This window comes from Mycobacterium sp. IS-1556 (assembly GCF_001499985.1).
In the GTDB taxonomy this organism is placed as follows: Bacteria; Actinomycetota; Actinomycetes; order Mycobacteriales; family Mycobacteriaceae; genus Mycobacterium.
Genome location: NZ_LQIM01000023.1, coordinates 306,850 through 330,159 on the forward strand (window position 1 = coordinate 306,850; position 23,310 = coordinate 330,159).

The 23,310-nt window shown below is 66.3% G+C and carries 22 protein-coding genes; 7 read left to right on the forward strand and 15 right to left on the reverse strand.

Features of this window, described 5'->3' with window-relative positions:
* Window positions 1-20: 20 nt before the first annotated feature.
* Window positions 21-1,439 (reverse strand): class II fumarate hydratase, encoded by a 1,419-nt coding sequence (locus AU187_RS15135; protein ID WP_059097964.1) that lies wholly within the window; start codon window positions 1,437-1,439, stop codon window positions 21-23.
* Between the two features lie 123 nt (window positions 1,440-1,562).
* On the reverse strand, window positions 1,563-2,591 hold the full coding sequence (glpX, locus tag AU187_RS15140) for a class II fructose-bisphosphatase (protein WP_059097963.1): 1,029 nt from the start codon (window positions 2,589-2,591) through the stop codon (window positions 1,563-1,565).
* A gap of 54 nt (window positions 2,592-2,645) precedes the next feature.
* Here glpX and AU187_RS15145 point away from each other — a divergent pair, with 54 nt between their 5' ends.
* On the forward strand, window positions 2,646-3,323 hold the full coding sequence (locus tag AU187_RS15145) for a DUF4245 domain-containing protein (protein ID WP_059097962.1): 678 nt from the start codon (window positions 2,646-2,648) through the stop codon (window positions 3,321-3,323).
* A 14-nt stretch (window positions 3,324-3,337) separates the two neighbouring features.
* Entirely contained in the window at window positions 3,338-4,135 is a 798-nt protein-coding gene (locus AU187_RS15150) for a dienelactone hydrolase family protein (RefSeq protein ID WP_059097961.1), read from the forward strand.
* A 196-nt stretch (window positions 4,136-4,331) separates the two neighbouring features.
* Here AU187_RS15150 and AU187_RS15155 read toward each other — a convergent pair whose 3' ends face one another.
* From AU187_RS15155 to AU187_RS15165, 3 genes are read right to left on the reverse strand one after another with little or no spacing between them, the layout of a single operon-like run.
* Window positions 4,332-5,555, reverse strand: a complete 1,224-nt coding sequence (locus AU187_RS15155) for an AI-2E family transporter (RefSeq protein ID WP_059097960.1) — start codon at window positions 5,553-5,555, stop codon at window positions 4,332-4,334.
* A gap of 10 nt (window positions 5,556-5,565) precedes the next feature.
* Window positions 5,566-6,393, reverse strand: a complete 828-nt coding sequence (locus AU187_RS15160; protein WP_059097959.1) for an SDR family NAD(P)-dependent oxidoreductase — start codon at window positions 6,391-6,393, stop codon at window positions 5,566-5,568.
* Complete coding sequence (locus tag AU187_RS15165; RefSeq protein WP_059097958.1) at window positions 6,390-7,166, reverse strand: SDR family NAD(P)-dependent oxidoreductase; 777 nt, start codon at window positions 7,164-7,166, stop codon at window positions 6,390-6,392. The genes AU187_RS15160 and AU187_RS15165 overlap by 4 nt, the downstream gene beginning before the upstream one ends.
* A 132-nt stretch (window positions 7,167-7,298) precedes the next feature.
* Here AU187_RS15165 and AU187_RS15170 point away from each other — a divergent pair, with 132 nt between their 5' ends.
* Complete coding sequence (locus AU187_RS15170; RefSeq protein WP_231740220.1) at window positions 7,299-8,990, forward strand: SulP family inorganic anion transporter; 1,692 nt, start codon at window positions 7,299-7,301, stop codon at window positions 8,988-8,990.
* Here the strand turns inward: AU187_RS15170 and AU187_RS15175 are convergent.
* The 4 genes from AU187_RS15175 to AU187_RS15190 are packed head-to-tail and all read right to left on the reverse strand — an operon-like array spanning window position 8,987 to window position 13,975.
* Window positions 8,987-9,904, reverse strand: a complete 918-nt coding sequence (locus tag AU187_RS15175) for a formylglycine-generating enzyme family protein (RefSeq protein WP_502687767.1) — start codon at window positions 9,902-9,904, stop codon at window positions 8,987-8,989. The two genes, AU187_RS15170 and AU187_RS15175, sit on opposite strands and share 4 nt — an antisense overlap.
* A 43-nt stretch (window positions 9,905-9,947) precedes the next feature.
* A complete protein-coding gene (locus AU187_RS15180; protein ID WP_059098410.1) occupies window positions 9,948-10,838 on the reverse strand; it encodes an HAD family hydrolase in 891 nt (296 codons plus the stop codon).
* 8 nt (window positions 10,839-10,846) lie between these two features.
* Window positions 10,847-12,391 carry an arylsulfatase gene (locus AU187_RS15185; protein ID WP_059097956.1) on the reverse strand — a complete coding sequence of 515 codons (1,545 nt, stop codon included), beginning with the start codon at window positions 12,389-12,391 and terminating at the stop codon, window positions 10,847-10,849.
* A gap of 42 nt (window positions 12,392-12,433) precedes the next feature.
* Window positions 12,434-13,975, reverse strand: coding sequence for an arylsulfatase (locus AU187_RS15190; RefSeq protein WP_059097955.1), 1,542 nt, complete (start codon window positions 13,973-13,975; stop codon window positions 12,434-12,436).
* Between the two features lie 179 nt (window positions 13,976-14,154).
* Here AU187_RS15190 and AU187_RS15195 point away from each other — a divergent pair, with 179 nt between their 5' ends.
* Together AU187_RS15195 and AU187_RS15200 are read left to right on the forward strand one after the other, a co-directional pair.
* A complete protein-coding gene (locus AU187_RS15195; RefSeq protein WP_231740219.1) occupies window positions 14,155-16,251 on the forward strand; it encodes an alkyl/aryl-sulfatase in 2,097 nt (698 codons plus the stop codon).
* A gap of 17 nt (window positions 16,252-16,268) precedes the next feature.
* Window positions 16,269-16,793, forward strand: a complete 525-nt coding sequence (locus tag AU187_RS15200) for a 2'-5' RNA ligase family protein (protein WP_059097954.1) — start codon at window positions 16,269-16,271, stop codon at window positions 16,791-16,793.
* Here AU187_RS15200 and AU187_RS15205 read toward each other — a convergent pair.
* The gene (locus tag AU187_RS15205) at window positions 16,768-17,511 is read right to left on the reverse strand and encodes an alpha/beta fold hydrolase (protein WP_059098408.1); all 744 of its coding nucleotides are present in this window, start codon (window positions 17,509-17,511) and stop codon (window positions 16,768-16,770) included. The genes AU187_RS15200 and AU187_RS15205 overlap by 26 nt on opposite strands.
* Before the next feature lie 94 nt (window positions 17,512-17,605).
* Between AU187_RS15205 and AU187_RS15210 the strand changes: the two genes are divergently transcribed.
* Window positions 17,606-17,884 (forward strand): DUF1876 domain-containing protein, encoded by a 279-nt coding sequence (locus AU187_RS15210; RefSeq protein ID WP_059098407.1) that lies wholly within the window; start codon window positions 17,606-17,608, stop codon window positions 17,882-17,884.
* A gap of 2 nt (window positions 17,885-17,886) precedes the next feature.
* On the opposite strand, the gene AU187_RS15215 is transcribed toward AU187_RS15210, so the two are convergent.
* The 4 genes from AU187_RS15215 to AU187_RS15225 all read right to left on the reverse strand — a co-directional run bounded on the left by AU187_RS15215 (window position 17,887) and on the right by AU187_RS15225 (window position 21,087).
* Window positions 17,887-18,996 (reverse strand): 3-beta-hydroxysteroid dehydrogenase, encoded by a 1,110-nt coding sequence (locus AU187_RS15215; protein WP_059098406.1) that lies wholly within the window; start codon window positions 18,994-18,996, stop codon window positions 17,887-17,889.
* Window positions 18,997-19,059: 63 nt separating this feature from the next.
* Window positions 19,060-19,272, reverse strand: coding sequence for an exodeoxyribonuclease VII small subunit (locus tag AU187_RS25110; RefSeq protein WP_082683845.1), 213 nt, complete (start codon window positions 19,270-19,272; stop codon window positions 19,060-19,062).
* Entirely contained in the window at window positions 19,269-20,501 is a 1,233-nt protein-coding gene (gene xseA, locus AU187_RS15220) for an exodeoxyribonuclease VII large subunit (RefSeq protein WP_059097953.1), read from the reverse strand. Before xseA ends, AU187_RS25110 begins: the two co-directional genes overlap by 4 nt.
* A gap of 22 nt (window positions 20,502-20,523) precedes the next feature.
* The gene (locus tag AU187_RS15225) at window positions 20,524-21,087 is read right to left on the reverse strand and encodes a lipid droplet-associated protein (protein WP_059097952.1); all 564 of its coding nucleotides are present in this window, start codon (window positions 21,085-21,087) and stop codon (window positions 20,524-20,526) included.
* Window positions 21,088-21,162: 75 nt separating this feature from the next.
* Between AU187_RS15225 and AU187_RS15230 the strand changes: the two genes are divergently transcribed.
* Window positions 21,163-22,164, forward strand: coding sequence for a 4-hydroxy-3-methylbut-2-enyl diphosphate reductase (locus tag AU187_RS15230; RefSeq protein WP_059166887.1), 1,002 nt, complete (start codon window positions 21,163-21,165; stop codon window positions 22,162-22,164).
* A gap of 24 nt (window positions 22,165-22,188) precedes the next feature.
* Here AU187_RS15230 and AU187_RS15235 read toward each other — a convergent pair whose 3' ends face one another.
* Window positions 22,189-23,277, reverse strand: a complete 1,089-nt coding sequence (locus tag AU187_RS15235) for a DUF6542 domain-containing protein (RefSeq protein WP_059097950.1) — start codon at window positions 23,275-23,277, stop codon at window positions 22,189-22,191.
* Window positions 23,278-23,310 lie beyond the last annotated feature (33 nt).

Below are 23,310 nucleotides of genomic sequence, written 5' to 3' on the forward strand. Positions count from 1 at the left end.
CATGACGCCCGGCGGATGCCCTAGCGGTCGTCGTCCTTCACCTTGGCCATCGCCAAGACGTCGAGACGCTTGTCCAGTTCTTCCTCGGACAACTTGTCGCCGATCAGCCCTCGGTCGATGACGGTCTGGCGGATGGTCTTCTTCTCCTTGAGCGCCTGCTTGGCGACCGCTGCGGCCTCCTCGTAACCGATGGCCGAGTTCAGCGGCGTCACGATCGAGGGCGACGACTCCGCCAACTCGCGCAACCGCTCCTCGTTGGCCACCAGGCCGTCGATGCAGCGTTCGGCGAACAGCTTCGAGGAGTTGGTCAGGATCTTGAATGACTCGAGGATGTTGCGCGCCATCATCGGGATGTAGACGTTGAGTTCGAAAGCACCGGACGCGCCTCCGAAAGCGATCGCGGCGTCATTGCCGATCACCTGCGCGGCCACCTGCGTGACCGCCTCGGGAATCACCGGATTCACCTTGCCGGGCATGATCGAGCTGCCCGGTTGCAGATCCGGCAGCTGGATCTCGCCGAGCCCGGTCAGCGGCCCCGAGCCCATCCATCGGATGTCGTTGGCGATCTTGGTCAGCGACACGGCGATGGTGCGCAGCGCGCCGGACGCTTCCACCAGCCCGTCGCGGGCGGCCTGTGCCTCGAAATGGTTGGCCGCCACCCGCAATTCGGCCAGCCCGGTCTGCTCGCTGAGCACGGCGACGACGCGCTCGTCGAAATCGTCGGGCGCGTTGAGCCCGGTGCCGACCGCGGTGCCGCCGATGGCCAGTTCACCCAGCCGCGGCAGCGTGGCCCGCACCCTTTCTATGCCCGCCTCGATCTGACGGGCATAGCCGCCGAACTCCTGGCCCAGCGTCACCGGGACGGCGTCCATCAGATGAGTGCGACCGGACTTGACGACGGTGCGCCACTGCCGGGCCTTGGAATCCAGCGACTCGTGCAGCACCTCGAGCGCCGGGATCAGATGGCGCACAGCGGCTTCCGTCGCGGCGATGTGCGTCGCGGTGGGGAAGGTGTCGTTCGACGACTGCGACATGTTCACGTCGTCGTTGGGATGCACGGTCACACCGTTGCGCGCCGCGATGCCCGCGATCACCTCGTTGGTGTTCATGTTCGAGCTGGTGCCCGAACCGGTCTGGAAGACGTCGATCGGGAACTGGTCATCGTGCCTGCCGTCGGCGATCTCACCGGCCGCGGCGATGATCGCGTCGGCCTTGTCCGCTGCCAGCAGGCCGAGGTCCTTGTTCACCTGCGCACAGGCGCCCTTGAGCAGGCCGAGAGCCCGGATCTGGGTGCGCTCGAGACCGCGGCCGGAGATCGGGAAGTTCTCCACGGCGCGCTGCGTCTGCGCGCGCCACAGCGCATTGACTGGCACTCGGACCTCGCCCATGGTGTCGTGCTCGATGCGGTACTCGACGTCCTGAGACGAGTCGATGCTCATGCCTCGCCTCCCGCTCGTCCCCTGCCCTGCGGGCGTGGGCCCACCGGTCCTCGCTCGTTCCTCGCTGCGATCCTCACTCGCGGTTGTCTTCGGATGCTCATGTGGTCCCTTCGTGTCTGGGTGTTACGGCAGCGGGTAGACGGCGTTGCTGTCGCCGGTGAAGTCGATCGCAGAGTATTCGCTGAGCTTGGACAACCGGTGGTACGCCTCGATCATCCGCACGGTGCCCGACTTCGACCGCATCACGATCGACTGGGTGGTGCAGCCACCGCTGTAGAAGTGGACGCCCTTGAGCAGGTCGCCGTCGGTGACCCCGGTCGCGCAGAAGAACACGTTGTCACCGGAGACCAGGTCCTCGGTCGTCAGCACGCGATCCAGGTCGTGGCCGCGGTCGAGGGCCTTCTGACGCTCCTCGTCGTCTCTGGGTGCCAGCTGCCCCTGGATCTCGCCGCCCATGCATCGGATGGCGGCCGCGGCGATGATCCCTTCCGGTGTGCCGCCGATGCCGGCCAGCATGTCGGTGCTGGTGTTCGGCCGGCACGCCGAGATCGCGCCCGCGACATCGCCGTCGGTGATCAGCCGGCACCTCGCGCCGGCCTCGCGCACGTCGGCGATCAGCTGCTGATGGCGGGGCCGGTCGAGGATGCAGACGGTCAGGTCGGAGACCGAGACATTCTTGGCCTTGGCTACCTTGCGGATGTTCTCCCCGATCGGCGCGGTGATGTCGATCGCGTCGACAGCCTCGGGGCCGACGGCGATCTTGCTCATGTAGAACACCGCCGACGGGTCGAACATGGTGCCGCGCTCGGACACCGCGAGCACCGAGATCGCGTTGGACAGGCCCTTGCTCATCAACGTGGTGCCGTCGATCGGGTCGACGGCGAAGTCACACTCCGGCCCGTCGCCGTTGCCGACCTCCTCGCCGTTGTAGAGCATCGGCGCGTTGTCCTTCTCACCCTCGCCGATCACCACGACCCCGCGCATCGACACCGAGTTGACCAACTCGCGCATGGCGTCCACGGCCGCGCCGTCGCCACCCTCCTTGTCGCCGCGGCCTACCCAGCGGCCGGCGGCCATCGCACCGGCTTCGGTGACTCGGACGAGTTCGAGGGCGAGATTTCGATCGGGGGCTTCCCCGCGGGCCGGACTCATGCGCAGATTGTCCCATTAGCCGGTCGGCCTGTGAGAGCTGGGATACTGGCGGCAATGGAAGAACAGCCCGAACCCCGCGCCGCGGCCGCCGCCCAACCGGCGCCGCACCCCCGGCCCGCCAAGTCGCGGCTGCTGCAGGACGGCCGCGACATGTTCTGGTCGATGGCGCCGCTGGTGCTGGCCTGCATCGTTCTGGCCGGTCTGCTGGGCATGTGCTCGTTTCAGCCCGCCGGGCCGGGGCAGGGTCCAGCGCCGTCCTACGACGCCCGGGCCGCGCTACAGGCCGACGCCGATGCGCTCGAGATCCCCATCCGATTGCCCGAACTGCCCGAGGGCTGGCACTCCAACTCCGGTAGCCGCAAGGGCATCGACGGCGGACGCACCGATCCCGCGTCGGGCCAGCCGGCGCGCGCGGTCAGCTCCACGGTCGGGTTCCTGACACCGGGCGGGATGTACCTCAGCCTGACGCAGAGCAACGCCGACGAAGCCAAGCTGGTCGGCTCGATCAATCCCGACGTGGTGCCGACCGGGGTGCAGGACGTCGACGGCGTGACATGGGTGGTCTACGAGGGCACCGATGGCGACGGCGAGCCCGCCGAACCGGTGTGGACGACGCGGCTGGCCGGTCCGACCGGGCCCGCGCAGATCGCGCTGACCGGCGCCGCGGGTACCGACGAGTACCGTACGCTGGCGGCGGCGACGCAGACCGCATCGCCACTGCCCGCCAAGTAACGGACGGAGACGCCATGACCGCCCCGGAAGCAGACCTGACGGGGTGGACCGTCGCGCCGTTCTCCGCGGCCGGTTACACACATGACGTCTACCGCAGGGGCGAGGGTCCGGGCGTCGTGTTGATCCCGGAGATGCCCGGCGCGCACCCCGGTGTGCTGGCGCTCGGTAATCATCTGGTGGACAACGGGTTCACGGTCGCGATCCCGTCGCTGTTCGGCACGCCGGGTGCACCCGCCATGCGGCCCGGCGCCGTGCCGGTGATGCTTCGTGGTTGTGTGGCACGGGAATTCGCGGGGCTGGCCACCAACGCCGACAGGCCCGTCGCCCATTACCTGCGCGCGCTGGCCCGCGACCTGAACGAGAGGACGCCGGGCAAGGGCGTCGGCGTCATCGGGCAGTGCTTCACCGGTGGTTTCGCGCTCGCCGCGGCGGTAGACGACAGCGTGCTGGCCCCCGTGCTCAGCCAGCCGTCGCTGCCGCTTCCGCTCACCCCCAAGCAGCGCCGCGACCCGGGGCTGTCCGATGCCGAGCTCAAGATCGTGGAACGGCGCGCCGCCACCGAGGGATTGTGCGCGCTGGGTTTGCGTTTCACCGAGGACCCGCTGGTGCCCGCGGCACGGTTCAAGACGCTCAAGGACCGGCTCGGCGACGCGTTCGAGGTGATCGAGATCGACTCACGCAAGGGCAACGAACACGGGTTCACGAAGATGGCGCACTCGGTGCTGACGCGGGAACTGCGCCAGCAGGACGACCATCCGACCGACGCGGCGCTCAAGCGCGTGACCGCGTTCCTCACGGAGCGGCTGGCTTAGGCTCGGGCGCGCTTGCGCTTTGGGCCCGCTTGCGCTTTGGGCGCGCCGGCCCGAACGGTTGTGGCGCACCTATCAAATGCGTTCCGCGTGTCACAGCGTGCGACGTTTTGCAGACGAGTTCTCGGCCTTTCGCTGCGAAACGTTGTTCGGTGTGAGCCTCGTGACTGTTGGAATGACTGAGAACGCTTGAGCCAAGCTAGTCGGCGTCCCCGGTGGCGGCTGGCGCCTTCTCGCCGTCCTTCTCGTCGGCGTCTTCAGTGTCGCTGCCGGCCTTGTGCTCGCGGAATTCCTTGATGCGACGGCCCAACCACCCGAATGGGTTGCGCCGCTTGGGTTTCTCGTCCTCGGCAGGCTGCTGGATGGGCACACCCTTGTACACCGACAGGTAGACGATGATCGTCGTGACGATGACGATCATCAGCACCGGACCGATGACGATGCCCCACGCGCCGAACATGCTGATGCCGGAGAAGACGGCGAGCAGCATCAGCGCGGGGTCGAGTCGCGCTTCGCGAGGTACCAGGATCGGCCGCAGGAAGTTGTCGATGTTGGTCACCACGATGAGGTGGAACAGGATCACGAACACGCCGCCGAAGATGTTGCCGAACAGGATCATTCCGATCCCGAACGGGATGGTGACGATGCCGCTGCCCAGGGGAATGACCGACAGCGCGGACAGCAGCACCGCGAACAGGAAGAAGCCCTGATGGAATCCGGCCAGATAGATCGACAGTGCGCCCGCGACGCCCTGGCACACCGCGATGACGAACTGGCCCATCACGGTGCCCTTGACCATCGCGCCCATCTTCGCCATATAGAGGTCGGTGGTCTCCTCGCCGAGCGGGTTGAGCTGGCGGATGATCGTCACCACCCGGTCGCGGTTGACGAGCAGTGAGATGAACACGTACACGAACAGAATCAGTGCGGTCACGGCGCCGAAAACGCCGCCCGCCGCGCCCTGTAGCAAGCCGAGCAGCCACTGGCCGGCATCCTGAGCCACCCTCGTCATCGACCCTTGCAGCGACTGCGGGGTGACGGTGGTGTCGACATAGGGCACCCGGTCCAGCAGGTCGTTGACGAACTGCAGCGCACGGTCGCCCAGCGTCGACAGATCGGTGCGGGCGACCCATTCGGCCACCCGTTCCACCATGGTGCTGATCTGCACGACCGCGAGGAACACGAACAGGCTCAACGGCACGATCACCGCCGCGGTCGCGGCCAGCAACGTCACGGTCGCCGCCAGCCCGGTGCCGATCCGTTTGTTGAGCCGAATGTAGAGCGGCGAGAACAGGTATGCGGCCACTGCGGCGACCACCACGAGGATGAAGTAGCCCCGCAGGAAGTACGCGCCGAACACGATCGCGACCACGGTGGCGACGGCAAGCGAACGCTTCTGCGTGTGCGTGAATTCGGTATCCACGCCGCTATGTCTACAGCGTGTCGGCCCTGGCTTGCGCTTGTTTGGCGCGCTGGTCGGCGATGAACCGCATGGAGACCCGGTTCATCAGCCTCGGCGCGAGCCGGGCGAACAACCATTGGGCGTGCGCGATGCGCGGTTTGACCAGGATCGGCTTGTTCTTCTCGATGGCGCGCAGGATGTCGATGGCCAGCCGGTCGGCGTCGTAGGGCTTGCCGCCCTGAGCGGGCAGGAAGTAGTCGCGGCCGACGAACCCGCCGATCGCGCCCTTGTCGAGGATCGGGGTTTCGACGGCGGCCGGGCAGACGACGAGCACCCCGACGCCGCGGGCGGCTGCCTCCGACCGCAGCGCCAGCGACAGCCCGACGACGGCGTGCTTGGTCATCACGTAACTGGTGACCTGTCCGGCGGCGGTCAGCCCGGCCATCGACGCGGTGTTGACGATGTGACCGTGGCCCTGGCGCACCATCAGCGGGTAGGCGGCGGCGACGCCGTGCACCACGCCGCGGATGTTGACGTCGATGATCGCGTTCCACTGCTCCAGCGTGAGCAGTTCCGTGTCGCCGCCCCAGACGATCCCGGCGTTGTTGAACATCAGGTCCAGCCGGCCCGCGCGGTTCACCACCTCGTCGACGGCGGCCTGCACGGCACCTGCATCGGTGACGTCGAGACGTGCCGCGCGGGCCCGCGATCCCAGGACGGCCGCGGTGCGCTCGGCCGCATCGCCGTCGATGTCGGTGCACACCACGTCGGCACCCGCGGCTGTCAGCGCTCGGCATAGCGCGGCGCCGATGCCCGAGCCCGCGCCGGTGACCAGTGCTGTCTTACCGGCGAAAGTCATGAGTTCTCCGCAAGGTTCATGACATGACCGAGTATGTCGGGGTACTTCTTGAGGTGCGCACCCCCGTTGAGGTCGAGCACCTCGCCGGTCAACCAGGACGCCTTCGGGCTGCACAGGAACACGACCGCGTCGGCGATCTCCTCCGGTTGCCCCGCGCGGCCGAGCGCGGTGTTGTCGACGTAGTCCTCGACGAGGCCCGGAATGAGCGAGGAGCCCTCCGTGAGCGGCGTCTCGACGAAGCCGGGCGACACGGCGTTGACCCGGATACCCCGAGGGCCCATCTCGAGTGCGGCCACCTGGGTGAGCATCGACAGGCCTGCCTTGGCCGAGCAGTACGCGCTCATGCCCACCGCCGGTTGTCGCCCATTCAGCGAGCTGATCGAGACGAGCGATCCGCCTTCCCGCAACTTCTGACCCGCGTATTTCGCGACGATGAACGCGCCGTTCAGGCAGACGTCGACCACCGACCGGAATTCGGTGACCGCCAGATCGGTGATCAGCCCGAGGCTGCCGAAACCCGCACAGTTGACCACGATTTCGAGGGGACCGGTCGCGTCGAACAACGCCTGTACCGAGGCTTCGTCGGTGACGTCGACGTGCGCTGCGGTGTGCGGATCGCCGAGTTCGGCGGCCCGCGCCCGCGCGCCGTCGAGGTTGCGGTCGGCGAGCGTGACCACGTCGCCCTCGGCCGCCAGCGCCTTGGCCGTCGCCCAGCCGATCCCCGATGCCGCGCCGATCACCAGTGCTTTCCTGGCGGTTTGCCCGTTGCTCATACGGTTGGCCCTTCGACGGCGAAGTAGAACGCGTTACAACGTAGCGCTTCGGCACACGGCCCGCGCGCAGGTGGTGGCCGTCGATGTCGCCGAAACGGGTCGCGCGCCGCTGAGCAATGCCAAGGTTGACCCGTGGCCCCATCTCTGCGGCGAACCGCGGCGTCGCTGGGACGACCGCGCTTCCGCGATGTGATCGCCGGACTTGTAACGGGCCTGTTCTCCATCCCCGAGGGTATGGCCTACGCCAGCATCGGCGGGTTCAACCCGGTCGCCGGCCTCTACTCCGGTGTGGTGTCGACGATCGTCGGGTCGCTGTTCGCCCGCACCGTATTGATGGTCACGACGCTGACCAGTGCGCTGGCGTTGACGTCGCAAAGTGTCTTGAGCGCAGCGGGACTCGACCCCACGAACCCGTCGAACATCGCTGCGCTGGTGATCGTCGCCGGTGCGATCATGCTGCTGTTCGGCCTGCTTCGGTTCGGGGCGATGATGAACTTCGTCTCCAACGCGGTGATGACGGGCTTCACCACCGGCATAGCGCTACAGATCATCGCCGGGGTCATCCACGACTCCACCGGGTATCGGCCCGACAGCCACAACACGCTCGGCAAGTTTGTCGACGCGTTCGCCCACGTTGGATCCTGGCAGCTTGCCCCGTGCCTCGTCGCGCTCGGGACCGTCGCGGTGTGGGCGGTTTTTCACTTCATCAAACCGCTGGAAGCCTTCGCCACCTTGATCGCGCTCGTCGTGGTGACCGCCGTGGTCGCGGTGATCGACGTCGAAGTCGAGACCGTGGGGGACATCGCCTCCATCCCGAATGCGCTGCCGCCCTTCCTGATGCCGAACTTCGCGGCGATGCCGGAACTGCTTGCCGGTGGGCTGGCGGTGGCACTGGTCGGCCTGGCGCAGGCGGCCGGTATTTCGGCGGCGGTACCGAATCCGGACCGCTCGCGTCCCAGCACTAACGGCGATTTCGTCGCGCAGGGCGCGGCGAACCTCGCCGGCGGGTTCTTCGGCGCCCTGCCGACAGGCGGGTCGCTGTCGCGGACCGGGGTGGCGGTTTCGGCGGGTGCGCAGACGCGGTGGGCGGGCGTCTTCGCCGGTGTGTGGCTGGCCGCTCTGGTGGTCGTCGCGGGTTCGTTGGCCGAACTCATCCCGATGCCGGTGATCGGGGGGCTGATCCTGGTCATCGGCGCGGAACTCGTCGCCGGCCGGTGGGCGGACATCAGGCTGGTGCTGCGCACCGCACCGCTGTCGGCGGTGGCCATGGTGGTGACCTTTCTGGCGACCACCCAATTGCCACTGCACACCGCGATCCTGATCGGCGCGGTCACTTCGCTGGTGCTCTACTGCGTAAAGGCTTCGCAGGCAGCGGGTCTGGAGGCACTTGTCCGTGCCGACGACGGCGGCTGGCTGATTGCGCCCGTACCGGAGAAGGTCGAAAGCGACGCGGTGACGGTGTTGCAGTACTCGGGTGTGGGCCTGTTCGCCGAGGTGCCTCGCATCGACGAGGAGTGGCCTCAGGTGGCGGATTCGCATCGGGCCGTCGTCGTGCTCGCCATGAGGACTTTGCCGGATGTCCCCTCGACGAAGGTGATCAAATCGCTGCGGCGTTGGGCGCAAGACCTCCGCGACAACGGTGGACGTCTGATCGTCGCCGGTGCCAGCCCTGCCACCAAGAAGGTACTGGAGGCGGGCGGCCTGGGCGACGTCTTGGGCGACGACGGCATCGTGCCCGCGACCGACCGGGTGTTCGGGCCCGTCGAGGAGGCGGCGCGGCGGGGCGAACAGTGGATCTCGGGCGAGGGTGACGGCCGCGGTTAGCGTTTCACGCAGCGAAAACCGATGTGGCTCATGCCGGTGTCGATGGGTTGAGGCCGGCGCGCGGCCGGTCGGTAGCGCCGGCAGTACGAGTCGGCGCACAGAAACGACCCGCCCTTGACGACTCGTCGCGGCACCTGGAACTGCGGCTGTTGCGGGTCGTAACTGGCCGCCTCGCAACACGAGTCATCGAGCCGGGTGTCGGCGTACCAGTCCGTCGTCCATTCCCAGACGTTTCCCGCCATGTCGTACAGGCCGTAGCCGTTGGGCGGGAAGGTCCCCACGGGAGTGGTACGGCCGTAGCCCTTCTCGGGTCGCCATGGGAACTCGCCGTGCCAATAATTCGCCAGGCGCTCGCCCGGTTGTTCGGGGTCGTCCCCCCAGGTGAACTCGGCGCCGGCAAGGCCACCGCGGGCGGCGGTCTCCCATTCGGCTTCGGTGGGCAGCGCCATGCCCGCCCATGCCGCATAGGCGTCGGCGTCTTCGTAGGCGATATGGACGACGGGGTGCTCGGCGCGTTTGTCGATCGACGACAGCGGACCGACGGGATGACGCCACGAGGCGCCGGGTGTCCACGTCCACCACAGATTCAGGTGCCGCAGATCCACCGGGCCCTGGGTCCGGTGAAACACCATCGAGCCGGGTTGCAGGTTCTCGGCGGGCGCGTCGGGAAAGTCGACGGGATCGACGGGCCGCTCGGCGACAGTGAGATAGCCTGTGGCGTCGACGAACTCGGCGAACTGTGCGTTGGTCACCTGGTGCGTCTGCATCCAGAAGCTCTCGATGGTGACCTGCCGGGCTGGTGCCTCCTCGGGGTAGTGAACGTCCGACCCCAGGACCGCGGTCTGCGCCGGAATCCAGACAAGGTCGTCGCTCATGCTCCTATGCTCCGCCGAAACTGCGCAGAGATCGTCGATTCGCCCGAAAACGCGATCTGTGCGCAGTTTCGACGGGGATTGGTCAGCCACTGAAGACGGTCGCCCAGTCGTTGCGCATGCTCACCACCGACCACCCTTCCCTCGACGCTTGCTCCAGCGCCTTCTCGGCGCCTGCGGTGTAGTCGAATTCGCGCTCGGCATCGTCGTGCAGCACCAACAGCCGTAGCCCCCGGGTGAACTCCAGCATCTCGATGTCACCGTTCGAATTGCCTGCGGCGAAGATCGGTCGTCTCCCGGTTCGGCCCCAGATGCGTACCGGCTTGACCGGCCCGTCGTCGAGGAACTCCGGACGATTCGTGGTGCGCAGGTCGCCATCGGCGAAGTCCAGTCCGACCGAACTGCCGATGACGCGTTCCGGCGGTATTCCGTACATCTGCGTGGTGACCGGGCGCATGAAGTCGCGACCGCCACCCGATGCGATGTAGTTGGTGAACCCGTTGTCCTCCAGATAGCGCAGCAATTCGATCATCGGGGTATAGCCGCACGCGGTGTACGGCCGCTTCAGCGTCGGGTGTTCTGCGGTGCCGAAGAACGTCTTCACCCGTTCCGCGTGTTCCTCGACCGTCAGCCCGGCGAAGGCCGAGAGTATCCCGCCGGCAAGAACTTTCAGCTCGGAGTCGTCACCGTTGTAATGCTTGGTGACCGCATCCCCGAACCATTCGAGATCGCCGGCGGCGGCCGCCTTGTAGGGTTGGTTCTCGGCCAGCGCCGGATCGGCGGCGGCCTGATCGGCCATCCGGCGCACCAGGAAGTCGAGCTGGATGTAGGCCGGTTTCTCGCACCACAGCGTGCCGTCGTTGTCGAACACCGCGACCCGTTCCTCTGGCGCTATGTCGTTGGCTGCGCGGCCCACGAAGTCGACGATCGCCGCCTTCGCCGAGGACCCTGTGCCGTCGCACCAGCTATCCAGGATGCCCAACCTCAGCCGCCGACCGACTCGAGGAAATGGTGCAGTTTCTCGACCGCATTGGTGACGGTGAACGAGGCCGGCTCACGCCGCGGCGGGAACTCCTTGAACGTCTCCAGGAACTGCGTGACAACAACATTCGCCATCAACGCGATGTAGTCGCGGTCGAACCACCAGTCCCAGTAGGTATTGGACGTGATGTCGGCGCGTTCGTAGGGGTCGGTGCGCAGGTTGTACATCTTCGGCGCCCGCAACACCGTGAAGGGTTCGAACCAGATCTGAAGCGTGCCCTGGCAGCGTTGCTCCATGAAGATGACTTTCCAGTTGTCGAACCGGATGCCCAGCACATCGCAATCGTCGGAGAAGTAGATCAGGCCGCGGCGGGGGCTCTTGTCGACCTCGCCGGTCAGATATGGCAGCAGGTTGTAGCCGTCGATGTGCACCTTGTACTTCGTGCCACCGGCGTCATAACCCTTCTTGAGCTTCTCGACGATGTCGGGCTCGCCGGCGGCGGCCAGGAATGTCGGCAACCAGTCGTGGTGCTGGATGATCTCGTTGGAGATTGCGCCGGCGGCAATCCTGCCGGGCCACCGGACGATCTCCGGAATCCGGAAGGCGCCCTCCCAGTTGGAGTTCTTCTCACTGCGGAACGGAGTGGTGGCGCCGTCGGGCCACGTGTTGGCATGAGGACCGTTATCCGTCGAGTAGATGACGATGGTGTCCTCGGTGAGGCCCAGTTCGTCGAGGGCGTCGAGCAGCTGGCCCACGTTGCGGTCATGGTCGACCATGGTGTCGTGGTAGGGCGACTGCCAGCGGCCCGCCTGTCCGATACTTTCCGGCTTGGTGTGGGTCCGGAAGTGCATGTGGGTGGTGTTCATCCACACGAAGAACGGTGTGTCAGACTCCTTCTGGCGCTTGATGAAGTCGATGCAGGCTTCGGTGGTTTCGTCGTCGATGGTCTCCATCCGCTTCTTGGTCAGCGGCCCGGTGTCCTCGATGCGCTGCTTGCCGACGGGCCCGAACCGTTCGTCGACCTCGCCGGAGTCCTCGTCGGTGGCCCAGGAGTGGATGACGCCGCGCGGCAGCATCTTTGCCCGCAGTACCGGGGCTTCCTCCTCGGTCGGATAGTCGGGGTGTTCGGGTTCCTCTTCAGCGTTGAGGTGATACAGGTTGCCGAAGAATTCGTCGAAACCGTGCGCGGTGGGAAGGTACTTGTTCAGGTCGCCGAGGTGGTTCTTGCCGAATTGGCCGGTGGCGTAACCGAGCGGCTTGAGCAGTGACGCGATGGTCGGGTCCTCCGGCGACATGCCCATGTCCACGCCGGGCATGCCGACCTTGGACAGCCCGGTTCGGTACACGCTCTGCCCGGTGATGAACGACGAACGTCCTGCAGTGCAACTCTGTTCGCCATACGAATCCGTGAAGATCATGCCCTCTCTGGCGATGCGGTCGATGTTGGGCGTCTGGTAGCCCATCAAACCCATGCTGTAGCAGCTCAAATTCGAGATACCGATGTCATCGCCCCAGATCACGAGAATGTTCGGCTTTGCGTCGGGCATATTCACTCCTCTTTATTGTGTTCTGCTGCAGGTGATCAGGTGTCAGTCCTTTGCCAGAAACGCGTGGAGCTTTTCCACGGCTTGATCGACGCTGAAACTGGCAGGCGCGTGTCGCGGTTTGAACTCCTTGAACGTCTCGAGGAACTTGGTCGCCATCGCGGTCGCGTAGAAGACGAAATAGTCGTGGCGCAACAGCCATTCGTAATAGGTGTTGGACGTGACGTCGGCATATTCGAACGGGTCGGTGCGCAGGTTGAACAACTTGGGCACGCGCAGCGGCGTGAACGGCTCTGCCCAGATCCGCAACGTGCCCTGGCAGCGCTGTTCAGCGAAGACGATCTTCCAGTTCTCGAAGCGCATGGCGACCAGATCACCGTCGTCGGAGAAGTAGAAGAACCCACGACGCGGGCTCTCCTCAACCTCGCCCGTCAGGTAGGGCAGCAGGTTGTAGCCATCGATATGAACTTTGAAGTCCTTGTTCCCCGCCTTGTGGCCCTTCTTCAGCTTTTCGGTGATGTCGGGTTCCCCTGCGGCGGCCAGCAGGGTGGGCAGCCAGTCGTGGTGTTGGATGATCTCGTTGGAGACCACGCCGGCGGGGATCTTGCCCGGCCAGCGAACCAGCTCGGGCACCCGGAAGGCGCCTTCCCAGTTGGTGTCCTTCTCGCTGCGGAACGGGGTGGTGCCGGCGTCGGGCCAGGTGTTGCGGTGCGGGCCGTTGTCGGTGGAGTAGATGACGATGGTGTCCTCGGCGATGCCGAGTTCGTCGAGCACATCGAGCACCGTGCCGACGTTGCGGTCATGATCGATCATCGTGTCGTGATAGCGCGACTGCCACAGACCGGCCTGGCCGGCGCTTTCCGGCTTGGTGTGGGTGTAGAGGTGCATGTGGGTGAAGTTGCACCAGACGAAGAACGGATTGCCTGCCGCGTTCTGGCGTCTGATGTAGTCGACAGTCGCATCGGCCACGTCGTCGTCGATGGTCTTCATGCGTTCGGTGGTCAGCGGCCCCGTGTCTTCGATCGTCTGCTTGCCGACCGGTCCGTACGTCGGGTCGTCGGGCTCGGTCGACACCTCCTCGGTGGACGTGCACTTGAGCACCCCGCGCGGCTTGGCCAGCTTGTAGAGCCGGGGGTACCGATCCTCGTGCGGATAGTCGAAGCTCTCCGGCTCCTCCTCGGCGTTGAGGTGATACAGGTTTCCGAAGAACTCGTCGAACCCGTGCACGGTCGGTAGGTACTTGTTGAGGTCGCCGAAGTGGTTTTTGCCGAACTGGCCGGTGGCGTAGCCGAGTGGCTTGAGCAATTCGGCGATGGTCGGATCCTCAGCGGCCCAACCGATGTCCGCGCCGGGGATGCCAACCTTGCTCATTCCAGTTCGATATACGCTTTGCCCACTGATGAAGGCGGCCCGCCCGGCTGTGCAGCTTTGCTCGCCGTAGGAGTCGGTGAAGCGCATGCCTTCGTCCGCGAGGCGATCGATGTTCGGAGTGCGGTAGCCCATGAGGCCGTCGCTGTAACAACTCAGGTTGCTGATGCCGATGTCGTCTCCCCAGATGACCAAGATGTTGGGTTTGCCGTTCGGCATGTCGGCTCCTCGCCTTTTTGAACGTCAATTTCCTGAAGTCGACGTTATGCCGCAGCGTCGTGGCATGCGCTGGCTTGGGGAAACTTTCACTTATTCGTCAGACGAGGCCCCATGTGAAGTTGATCAGGACTCAGCGTTCTGCGCATCGCGTCGCTCACACACGGCAATAATTCGTTCGCATGGATCCGAGTGAAGACACGTCGCACAAAGCCAATACCCGCGCCGCTGTTCCGGGCGCAACGCTTTCCCGCCGCACGGCACTGAGTCGCCTGGGAATCGCCGGTCTCGGCACAGTCGCCGCGACGAGCGTGCTGTCGGCCTGTAGCAACGATTCTGGAGAGTCCGGACCATCGGGGAACGGCGAACTCACGACCGACAACAAACCCAAGGGCGCCACCGACGCCACCAAGGCAGCGAACCAGAAGGTGCGCGACTCGCTGCCGTTCAACGACCGCAGCGACTTCGACGATGCGAAGCGCGACCTGCTCGCCCGGCCGGACACCCTGACGATCAAGAACGCCAACGGCGACGTCGTATGGGACCTGGAGGAGTACAAGACCTACATCGGTGCCGACAAGCCTGCACCCGACACCGTCAATCCCAGCCTCTGGCGCAATGCGCAACTGTGTATGGAATACGGATTGTTCAAGGTGGCCGACCGTATCTACCAGGTGCGCGGCTACGACTTATCGAATTTGACCTTGATCCAAGGCGATACGGGTTGGATCGTGATGGACACGCTGATCTCGCCCGAGACGGCTAAGGCGGCTCTGGATCTGGCGAACCAGGAACTCGGGCCCAGGCCCGTCCTCGCGGTGGTGCACAGCCACTCCCACGTCGACCACTACGGCGGTGTCAGAGGCGTGGTGTCCCAACAGGACGTCGACTCGGGCAGGGTCAAGATCATTGCGCCACAGGCGTTCGTCGAAGACTCGGTCAGTGAGAACGTCATCGCCGGCAACGCCATGGGTCGCCGCGCGGTCTACATGTACGGCGCGTTGCTGCCACGCAACCCGCAGGGCGGCGTCAACGGCGGCTTGGGCATGACCGTTTCGACCGGCCTGCCGACGTTGATCATCCCGACCGACATCATCAGCACCACTGGCACGCAGATGACCGTGGACGGCGTCGACATGGTGTTCCAGATGACTCCGGGCACCGAAGCGCCGACCGAGATGAACACGTTCTTCCCTCAGTTCAAAGCCATGTGGATGGCGGAGAACACGACCAACACCATGCACAACCTGCTGACGCTGCGCGGTGCGCAGGTCCGCGACGCGTTGAAGTGGGCGAGTTTCCTCGACGAGACGATCCGCTTGTATGGACCGCAGACCGAGGTCAAGTTCCAGAGTCATCATTGGCCGATGTGGGGGAACGCCAAGATCATTGATTACTGGAAGCGACAGCGTGACATGTACAAGTACATGCACGATCAGTCGGTCCGGATGATGAACCACGGCCTCGTCGGATCGGAGATCGCCGAGGAAATTCAGCTTCCGCCGGAGCTCAACAATTTCTGGCCCGACCGCGGCTATTACGGCACGCTCAAGCACAACTCGCGCGCCGTGTACCAGCGCTACATGGGGTGGTACGACGGCAACCCGTCCGATCTCGACGATCTGCCTCCGGCGGAGGCGGCCAAGAAGTACGTCGAGTACATGGGCGGCGAGGACGCGGTTCTGCAGAAGGCCAAGTCCGATTTCGACAACGGCAACTACCGCTGGACGGCGATGGTGCTCAAGCACGTGGTCTTCGCAAACCCTGACAGCGTCAACGGCAAGAACTTGCTCGCCGACAGCTACGAGCAGATGGGCTACCAAGCAGAGTCGGGGCCGTGGCGGTCGGTGTACCTGCAAGGGGCATATGAGCTTCGCAACGGCGTGCCGACGGCCGGCGGCACCGACACGGTGAGCCCGGACACCATCAAAGCGATGCCGCCCGAGATGCTGTTCGACTACATGGGCGTTCGACTGAACGGGCCGAAGGCCGCCGGCAAGGTCATCACGCTCAACATCAACTTCACCGATCTGAGGAAGGAGTACGGGCTCACCGTGGAGAACGGTGTGCTCAACTACGCGGCGACGCCGGTGCCTAACGCCAACGCCAGGGTCTCGCTGAGCAAGGCCACGCTGGACGACATCCAGCTCGGCAAGACCACACTGGATCAGGCGAGGTCGGATAACCAGGTGACAATCGACGGAAACCAGAACTCGTTCAACGAGTTCATCGGCCTGCTGGACACCTTCCCGTTCTGGTTCAACATCGTGACGCCGTAGCCGCCGTACGCTGAGCCATGGCGCTGGCGGTCTGCCTGCTTTTCGATCGGCGCTCCGAGCGTGCGGTCCGCGCGTTGTGGGACCGGCTGGAAGACATCGGCGTGCCGAGCCTGCGTTCGCACACCCACGGCAAGCACTTGCCTCATGTGAGCTATGCGGTGCTGCGCCGGTGGGACGACGCGGCCGTCGGCGCTGCCCTCGCAGGGCTCGACAATGGAGAACCGGTCGATTTGCACTTCGACGGGATAGGCGTGTTCCGGCGGGGCCGGGTGTGGCTCGTGGCAGGCGTCAGCGCGGACCTGGTCACCCGCCAGCAGCGGGTGGTCGAGGCCATCGCGGCGACCGGCGCAGATCTGCACAAGCACTATCGTCCGGGGAGCTGGCTGCCGCACTGTTCGCTTGCACCGCGCGCGACGCTGTCGCAGCTGCCGACCGTGGCGGCGACGGTAATGGACGTCCTGCCGCTGCGCGCGCGGGTGGATCATGCGGCGCTGATCAACAGCGGCACAGGCGAAGTCACTGAGCTGGCGACGTTGCCCTGACGGTTTCGTCGACCGCGTCCACGTGCGCACGCACCAGTGCTGGAAAGCGGCCTCGGTCGGGCCGGAAGATGTCGTGCGGGGAGTCGGGGAAGACATGCAGCCGCGCCGCGGGAAACAGACGTCGATAGCGGTCCCACGCGGCGTCGTCGATCAACGGGCTGGTGGGACTTCGTACCACCAGCAGCGGCGGCTGCCACTGCGCCAGCGGTTCCCAGAAGGACTGTGAACGCGCGGAGCGGAACGTGGCGACGCCGGCGCTGCGGTCGAGACGCTCGCGCACGGGAGTGCCCCGCCAGCGTCCGTCCAACAGTCGGACGAAGATGTGCTCTGGCAGCGTGATCTCCTCGGGGATGTAGTCGCCGATCGAGATCGACCGCACCCGGTCGCGATGCGCCAGCGCCCACGTCAACGCATATGCCGTGCCGCGCGAGAACGTCACCAGGTGCACCGGTCCGTCGGTGACCGTGTCGATCACCGCGCCGACATCACTGCCGAGTGTGCTTGAGTCGTAACCACTTTTCGGTGCGGCGCTACGCCCGTGTCCCCGCAGCTCGACGACGAGGGTCCGCCGGCCGAACAGCGTGAGGATGTCGGCGTAGTCGGCGGCGAGGTCGGTCATGCCCGGAACGAAGACGACCGGCGCGCCGCGACCCTCCCCGCCGGAGTCGAGGTAGTGAAGGCGCACGTCGCCGTTGGTGGTGAAGCGTGATTCGACCATCGCCACCACCATGCCGAATCGCGTGCCGCACCGTGCGCGAATTGCGTGCGAAGCACCCGCCTAGGGAGGACCCTGGTAGTGGAGGGTGATGGCAATGTACGACAAGGTCATGGACAACATCTGGCACATCGACGTCGAGTTCGCCGAGGACGAGACGCACACCCACGCGACGGTGCGGGCCACCCGTGATGACGGTGAAACGGTCACTGCGTTGGGCGACGCCTACCGCAACCCCGCGGATTCCGTACAGCCGCTGGTGGGTGAGGAGATCGCTGCGGCGAGAGGGCTGATCGCGCTCGGCGCGGACTTGCTGCAGCGCGCGTCCTCACGGATCGAGCAGGCCACGCATCAGCCGGTGCACCTGTACCGCTGAACTCAGCCCTCGGGCGGCGCCGCGGTGATGCTGACTGCCGGTTCCTTCGACGCGTTCTCCATCTGGCCGTAGAGGTCGACGTAATAGGGCAGGCACTCGGCCATCGCCTGCTCGGTACTGAACAGCGGCCGGTAGCCGAGATCGCGTTCGGCCTTCGCGATGGAGAAGTAGTTGTCGAGGTAAAGCCGTTCCACGCCAAGCGGTTCGATCATCGGCTTGGGGGCGCCGAATTTGAAGTGCAGCCACTGCCACACCGTCATGACGAACCACACGAGCCGGCCGGGCACGCGCAGCTTCGGATACTTCTGCCCGCACGCCTCCACCACCGGCCGGGAGAACTCGAACATGTTGATCGGTTCGCCGTCGTTGATGAAGTACGCCTGCCCCGGCGCCGTACCGCCGGGCACCAGATGCTGTGCGGCCAGGATGAAACCGTGAATGAGGTTGTGTACGTAGGAGTTGTCGAGCTTGACGTTCTTGCTGCCCACCAGCACCTTGACGTGGCCGGCGAGCACGCTCTCGAACACCTTGCGGAACATGGTCTGGTCGCCGCGACCCCAGATGCCGCTCGGCCGGATCGAACACGTCAACAGCCCGCCGGTGCCGTTCTGTGACAGTACGAATTTCTCCGCGACGACCTTGGTCTCGGTGTAGAGATCGTTGAACCGCTCTGTGTAGGGCAGGGTTTCGTCACCACCGGAGATGCGCTTGCCGCCCATGACGACGCTGTTGGACGCGGTGTAGACGAAGCGCTTCACGCCCGCCGCCTGCGCCGCCCGCACGAGGTTCTCGGTCCCGGCGACATTGATCGCGAAGCTGCGCTCGCGACTTTCCCGGCTCACCGCGCCGCCGCCCGTCAGGTCGATGATCGCCGCGGTATGGAAGACGGTGTCGACACCGGCGACGGCGGCCGCCACCGTCTCGACGTCGCAGATGTCGCCTTCGAGTACTTCGAGTCGCGGGTGCGCCGGTAGCGGCGAGGGGGCGCGGTCGAAGGAACGGACCTGGTGTCCGCGCTCGAGCAGTTCGGTCACCAGATTGGCGCCGACGAATCCCGATCCGCCCGTCACGAGCACCCGGCCCAGTTCGGTGGTCAGCGTTGAGTCACCCATGGCGGGCAGCATAACTGAAACGTGTTACAGTTTCGACCCCTTTTCGCCGGGGTCGTTGCCGCATCAACTTTCTTCAGGTTCCTTGGCGGCAAGCGCATCCTCGATCCGCTTGCGCGCGCCAGCTAAGTGTTCTTCGCAGCGTTTAGCGAGCTCTTCGCCACGTTCCCAGAGCTTCAGCGATGCGTCGAGGTCCAAGCCGCCCTGCTCCAACTGCTGGACGACCGCGACCAGTTCTTCTCGCGCTTCTTCGTAGCCGAGTTCACTAATGGGCTTCATTGATTCGTTCCTTCCGGCCCCTCGCTGACCGCCGCGATCGCCCCGTCGGCCACCCTGACGCGGAGCCGGCTGCCTTTCGGAGCGTCCGCCGTCGTCCGCAGCACGGTGCCCGCGGGCATGGTCTGCACCACCGCGTAGCCCCGCGCCAGCGTCGCCGCCGGGCCCAGTGTGCCCAGGCGCGCCGACAGGTGTCCGATGCGGTCGGTCTCGGCGGCCACCAGGCGGGTGATGTCGCGGCGGGCGGTGCCGCGAGCGCGCTCGACCTCATCGGCGCGCGCGTTGATCGCGGCCAGCGGCTGCGCCAGCACGGGTCTGCTGCGCAACTGGTCGATGGTGCGTTGTTCGCGGTGCACCCAGTTGCGCAGCGCCCGCCCACCGCGTCGACACAGGTCGGTGATCAACGCCTGCTCGGCGGCGGCGTCGGGGACGATCCGCTTGGCGGCGTCGGTGGGGGTGGCCGCCCGCACATCGGCCACCAGATCACACAGCGGGTTGTCGGGTTCGTGACCGATCGCGCTCACCACCGGCGTGGTGCACTTGGCGATCTCGCGGCACAGTGTCTCGTCGTAGAAGGGCAGCAGGTCCTCGACGCTGCCGCCACCGCGGGCGAGCACGATGACGTCCACCTCGGAATCGGCGTCCAGTTCGCGTAACGCCTCGACGACCTGCGGCACGGTGTTGGGACCCTGCACCGCGGTGTTACGGATCGCGAAATGCACTGCGGGCCAACGATCTCGAGCAACAGTGATGACGTCGCGCTCAGCGTGGCTGGCCCGGCCGGTGATCAGCCCGACCGTGCGCGGCAGAAAGGGCAGCGGCCGCTTCAGCCGTGGGTCGAACAGCCCCTCGGCGTCGAGCAACCGGCGCAGCCGCTCGATGCGGGCCAGCAACTCGCCGAGCCCAACGGCGCGGATCTCATAGATGCGCAGGCTGAACGAGCCGTTGCGGGTGTAGAACTGCGGCTTGCCGTGCATCAGCACCTGCGTGCCCTCGGTCAGCGGCACCGGCGCATTCGCGACCAGGTCGCGCGGACAGCTCACCGACAGCGACATGTCGGCGGCGGGGTCGCGCAGCACCATCCATGCGGTCGTCTGGCGCAGCTTGAGTTCGGTCAGCTGGCCCTCGACCCACACGGTGCCGAGCCGGTCGATGTACTTGGCGACGCGGGTGGCCACGGCGCGCACCGGCCACGGGTTGTCGGGGGACTTGCCCGGCTCGGCGTCTGTCATCTTCTGCGCCCGCTGGGGGAGGTCACCGAGCGGACGCGCGGGTGATCCTGTTGGCGAGCAGAGTTTGGAACGGTGCGCGACCCTTGGTGGCCTCTTCATAGGCCAGCAGCGCCTCGAGATCGTTGACCCGCAGGGTGCCCAATCGAGCCCGCAGCTGCGCGAGCGTGAGCGATTCGTAGTCCAGTTCGGTGACGATCTCGGGGACGTCGCCCGGGTCCGACGTCGTGCGGGTCTCCTGGTCAGCCGTCGACGTCCCGGGTTCCCCGTTGCTGAACAGCGCGAAGCGGCCCTCGGTCAGGCGCTCACCGTCGGTGGTGGGAGTCGGGGCCGCGCCGTCGTCGAGGTCCTCGTCGAAGGTCGCCCACTCGGGCTGTTCATCCTTGGGCGGGAAGAGCGACTCGAGCGTCTCGTCACCCTTGATGACCAGGTCGGCGACGTCCTGCTGCATCTTCATCACCAGGTGCGCGAGCTGACTGACGACGGTCATCGGGTACATCAGGATGGTCTGGGGGAGCTTACGGGTTTCCTCGATGGCGGTTACCGCCGCGCCAACCAGCAGACGGACCCCATACGGTGCGGTTGCCATGGCCCCCAGCCTACGGGCGGCTTCTCGGCTGGTCCGGGAGGGCCACCGAACGGCTCTTTGCGTACCCTGGGAGTCATGCCGCCGACTATCAACATGGGGATTCCGGGTGCCTCCAGCTCGGTCACCGGTGGCGTCTCCGGCAAGCGGGTGCTGCTCGCCGAGCCGCGGGGTTACTGCGCGGGCGTCGACCGCGCCGTCGAGACCGTCGAGCGGGCGCTGGAAAAGCACGGCGCCCCGGTTTACGTGCGCCACGAAATCGTGCACAACCGGCACGTCGTCGAGACGCTGGCGAAGGCGGGTGCGGTGTTCGTCGAGGAGACCGACGAGGTGCCCGAAGGCGCGATCGTGGTGTTCTCCGCCCACGGCGTCGCACCGACCGTGCACCAGACCGCCAAGGAGCGCGACCTCAAGGTCATCGACGCCACCTGTCCGCTGGTCACCAAGGTGCACAACGAAGCCAAGCGGTTCGCCCGCGACGATTACGACATCCTGCTCATCGGCCACGAAGGCCATGAGGAGGTCGTCGGCACCGCCGGGGAGGCGCCCGACCACGTGCAGCTCGTCGACGGGCCGGACTCCGTCGAGAACGTCACCGTGCGCGACGAGAGCAAGGTCATCTGGCTGTCGCAGACCACGCTGAGCGTCGACGAGACCATGGAAACGGTGCGTCGGCTGCGCGAGAAGTTCCCGACCCTGCAGGACCCGCCGAGCGACGACATCTGTTACGCCACGCAGAACCGCCAGGTGGCGGTCAAGGCGATGGCCCCGGAGTGCGAGCTGGTGATCGTGGTCGGATCGCGCAACTCGTCGAACTCTGTCCGGCTGGTCGAGGTTGCGCTGGGCGCCGGCTCCGACACCGCCCACCTCGTCGACTATGCCGACGACATCGACCCCGCGTGGCTCGATGGGGTGACGACGGTCGGGGTCACCTCCGGCGCGTCGGTGCCGGAGATCCTGGTGCGCGGCGTGTTGGAGCGGCTGGCCGAGTACGGCTACGACGTCGTGCAGCCGGTGACGACGGCCAACGAGACGCTGGTGTTCGCGTTGCCCAGAGAGATCCGCCCCGCTCGCGCGTAGCCGTCGAGCGTCAGAGCCGCAGCGTCAGATGTCGTACTCCCAGGAGTCGGCCTCCCAGTCCCTGGGCGTCCGGCGACGGGTGCGGTACTCCGCGCGGTCGTCGGTCTCTTCGCCCCGATAGCGCACCCGGGAGACCGGGTGGTGGGTTCCGTTGCCGTTGCTACGGTGTGGCTCACGAGGTTGGTAGTCGTCGAAGCGGCGGCGACGCTCGGGGCGTTCCCCGGTCCGATCGCGGCCGGCGCGGTCGTAGCCGACGCGGCGCTCTGATGGGGGAGGGCCGGGCTGCCGTGGGTTCGCCGGGCGCGGCCGACGGCGAGGCTCGGCCGGTGACGGCGGCTCGGCGTGCCGGCCCGAACGGGTGCGGCGGGGCCGCTCGGCGACGGGCTCGATGATTTCGGTCTCGGGCGGACGGACATGGCGCGGTCGTGGCGTCGAGGTCCGGCTGGCCGGCCGACCGTTGCGATTCGACGCCGTTCTGGCGGTACGGGCGGGCCGGCTCGCACTCTCGGTCCGCTTACGGCGAGGCCGCGCGACCGGTTCGGCGTCGTCGGGCGATTCGCGCGCCAACAGCGCCGACACCTTGACCGCCGCTTTGCTCATCAACGCCGTCGCCAACTCCGTCACGCGTCCGGGCTTCGACTCGCTGCGGTCGTCGGCGGCTTGTGGGGAGGTGCGGCGGGTCGCCATGCCGACGTACCAGCGGATCATGCCGACCACCAGCACGGCCGCCGACGTGAAGAACATCAACGGGAAGCGCTCGATCAGCGGGTAGCCGCAGTTGATCGCCAGATCCTTGACGCCGGTGAACTGCCCGCCGGTGAACAGGAAGTAGGCCCCCGGCACGCTGACGAACAGAATCAGCGGCGGCTGGATGACCGCGGTGAACACCGCTTCCTGCCGGACTGCCAGCACCGCCGCGAGGCAGCCGAGGATGTAGCACGCGGCGAAGACCGAGCTGAGTTCTTTGCTGCCCGATCCGGCGTCGAACGCGAAACCGATCGCGGTTGCGGTGAATGCGACGAGCACAGCACCCCACCCGGGGACACCGGGGAAATTGGGGTGCGCGGACCGATGGCCGGCGGCCACCGCCGACCGTGCGCGCTGTGCTGACACAGGTAGACCGTACCGGCTTTCGCTATGTGTGGC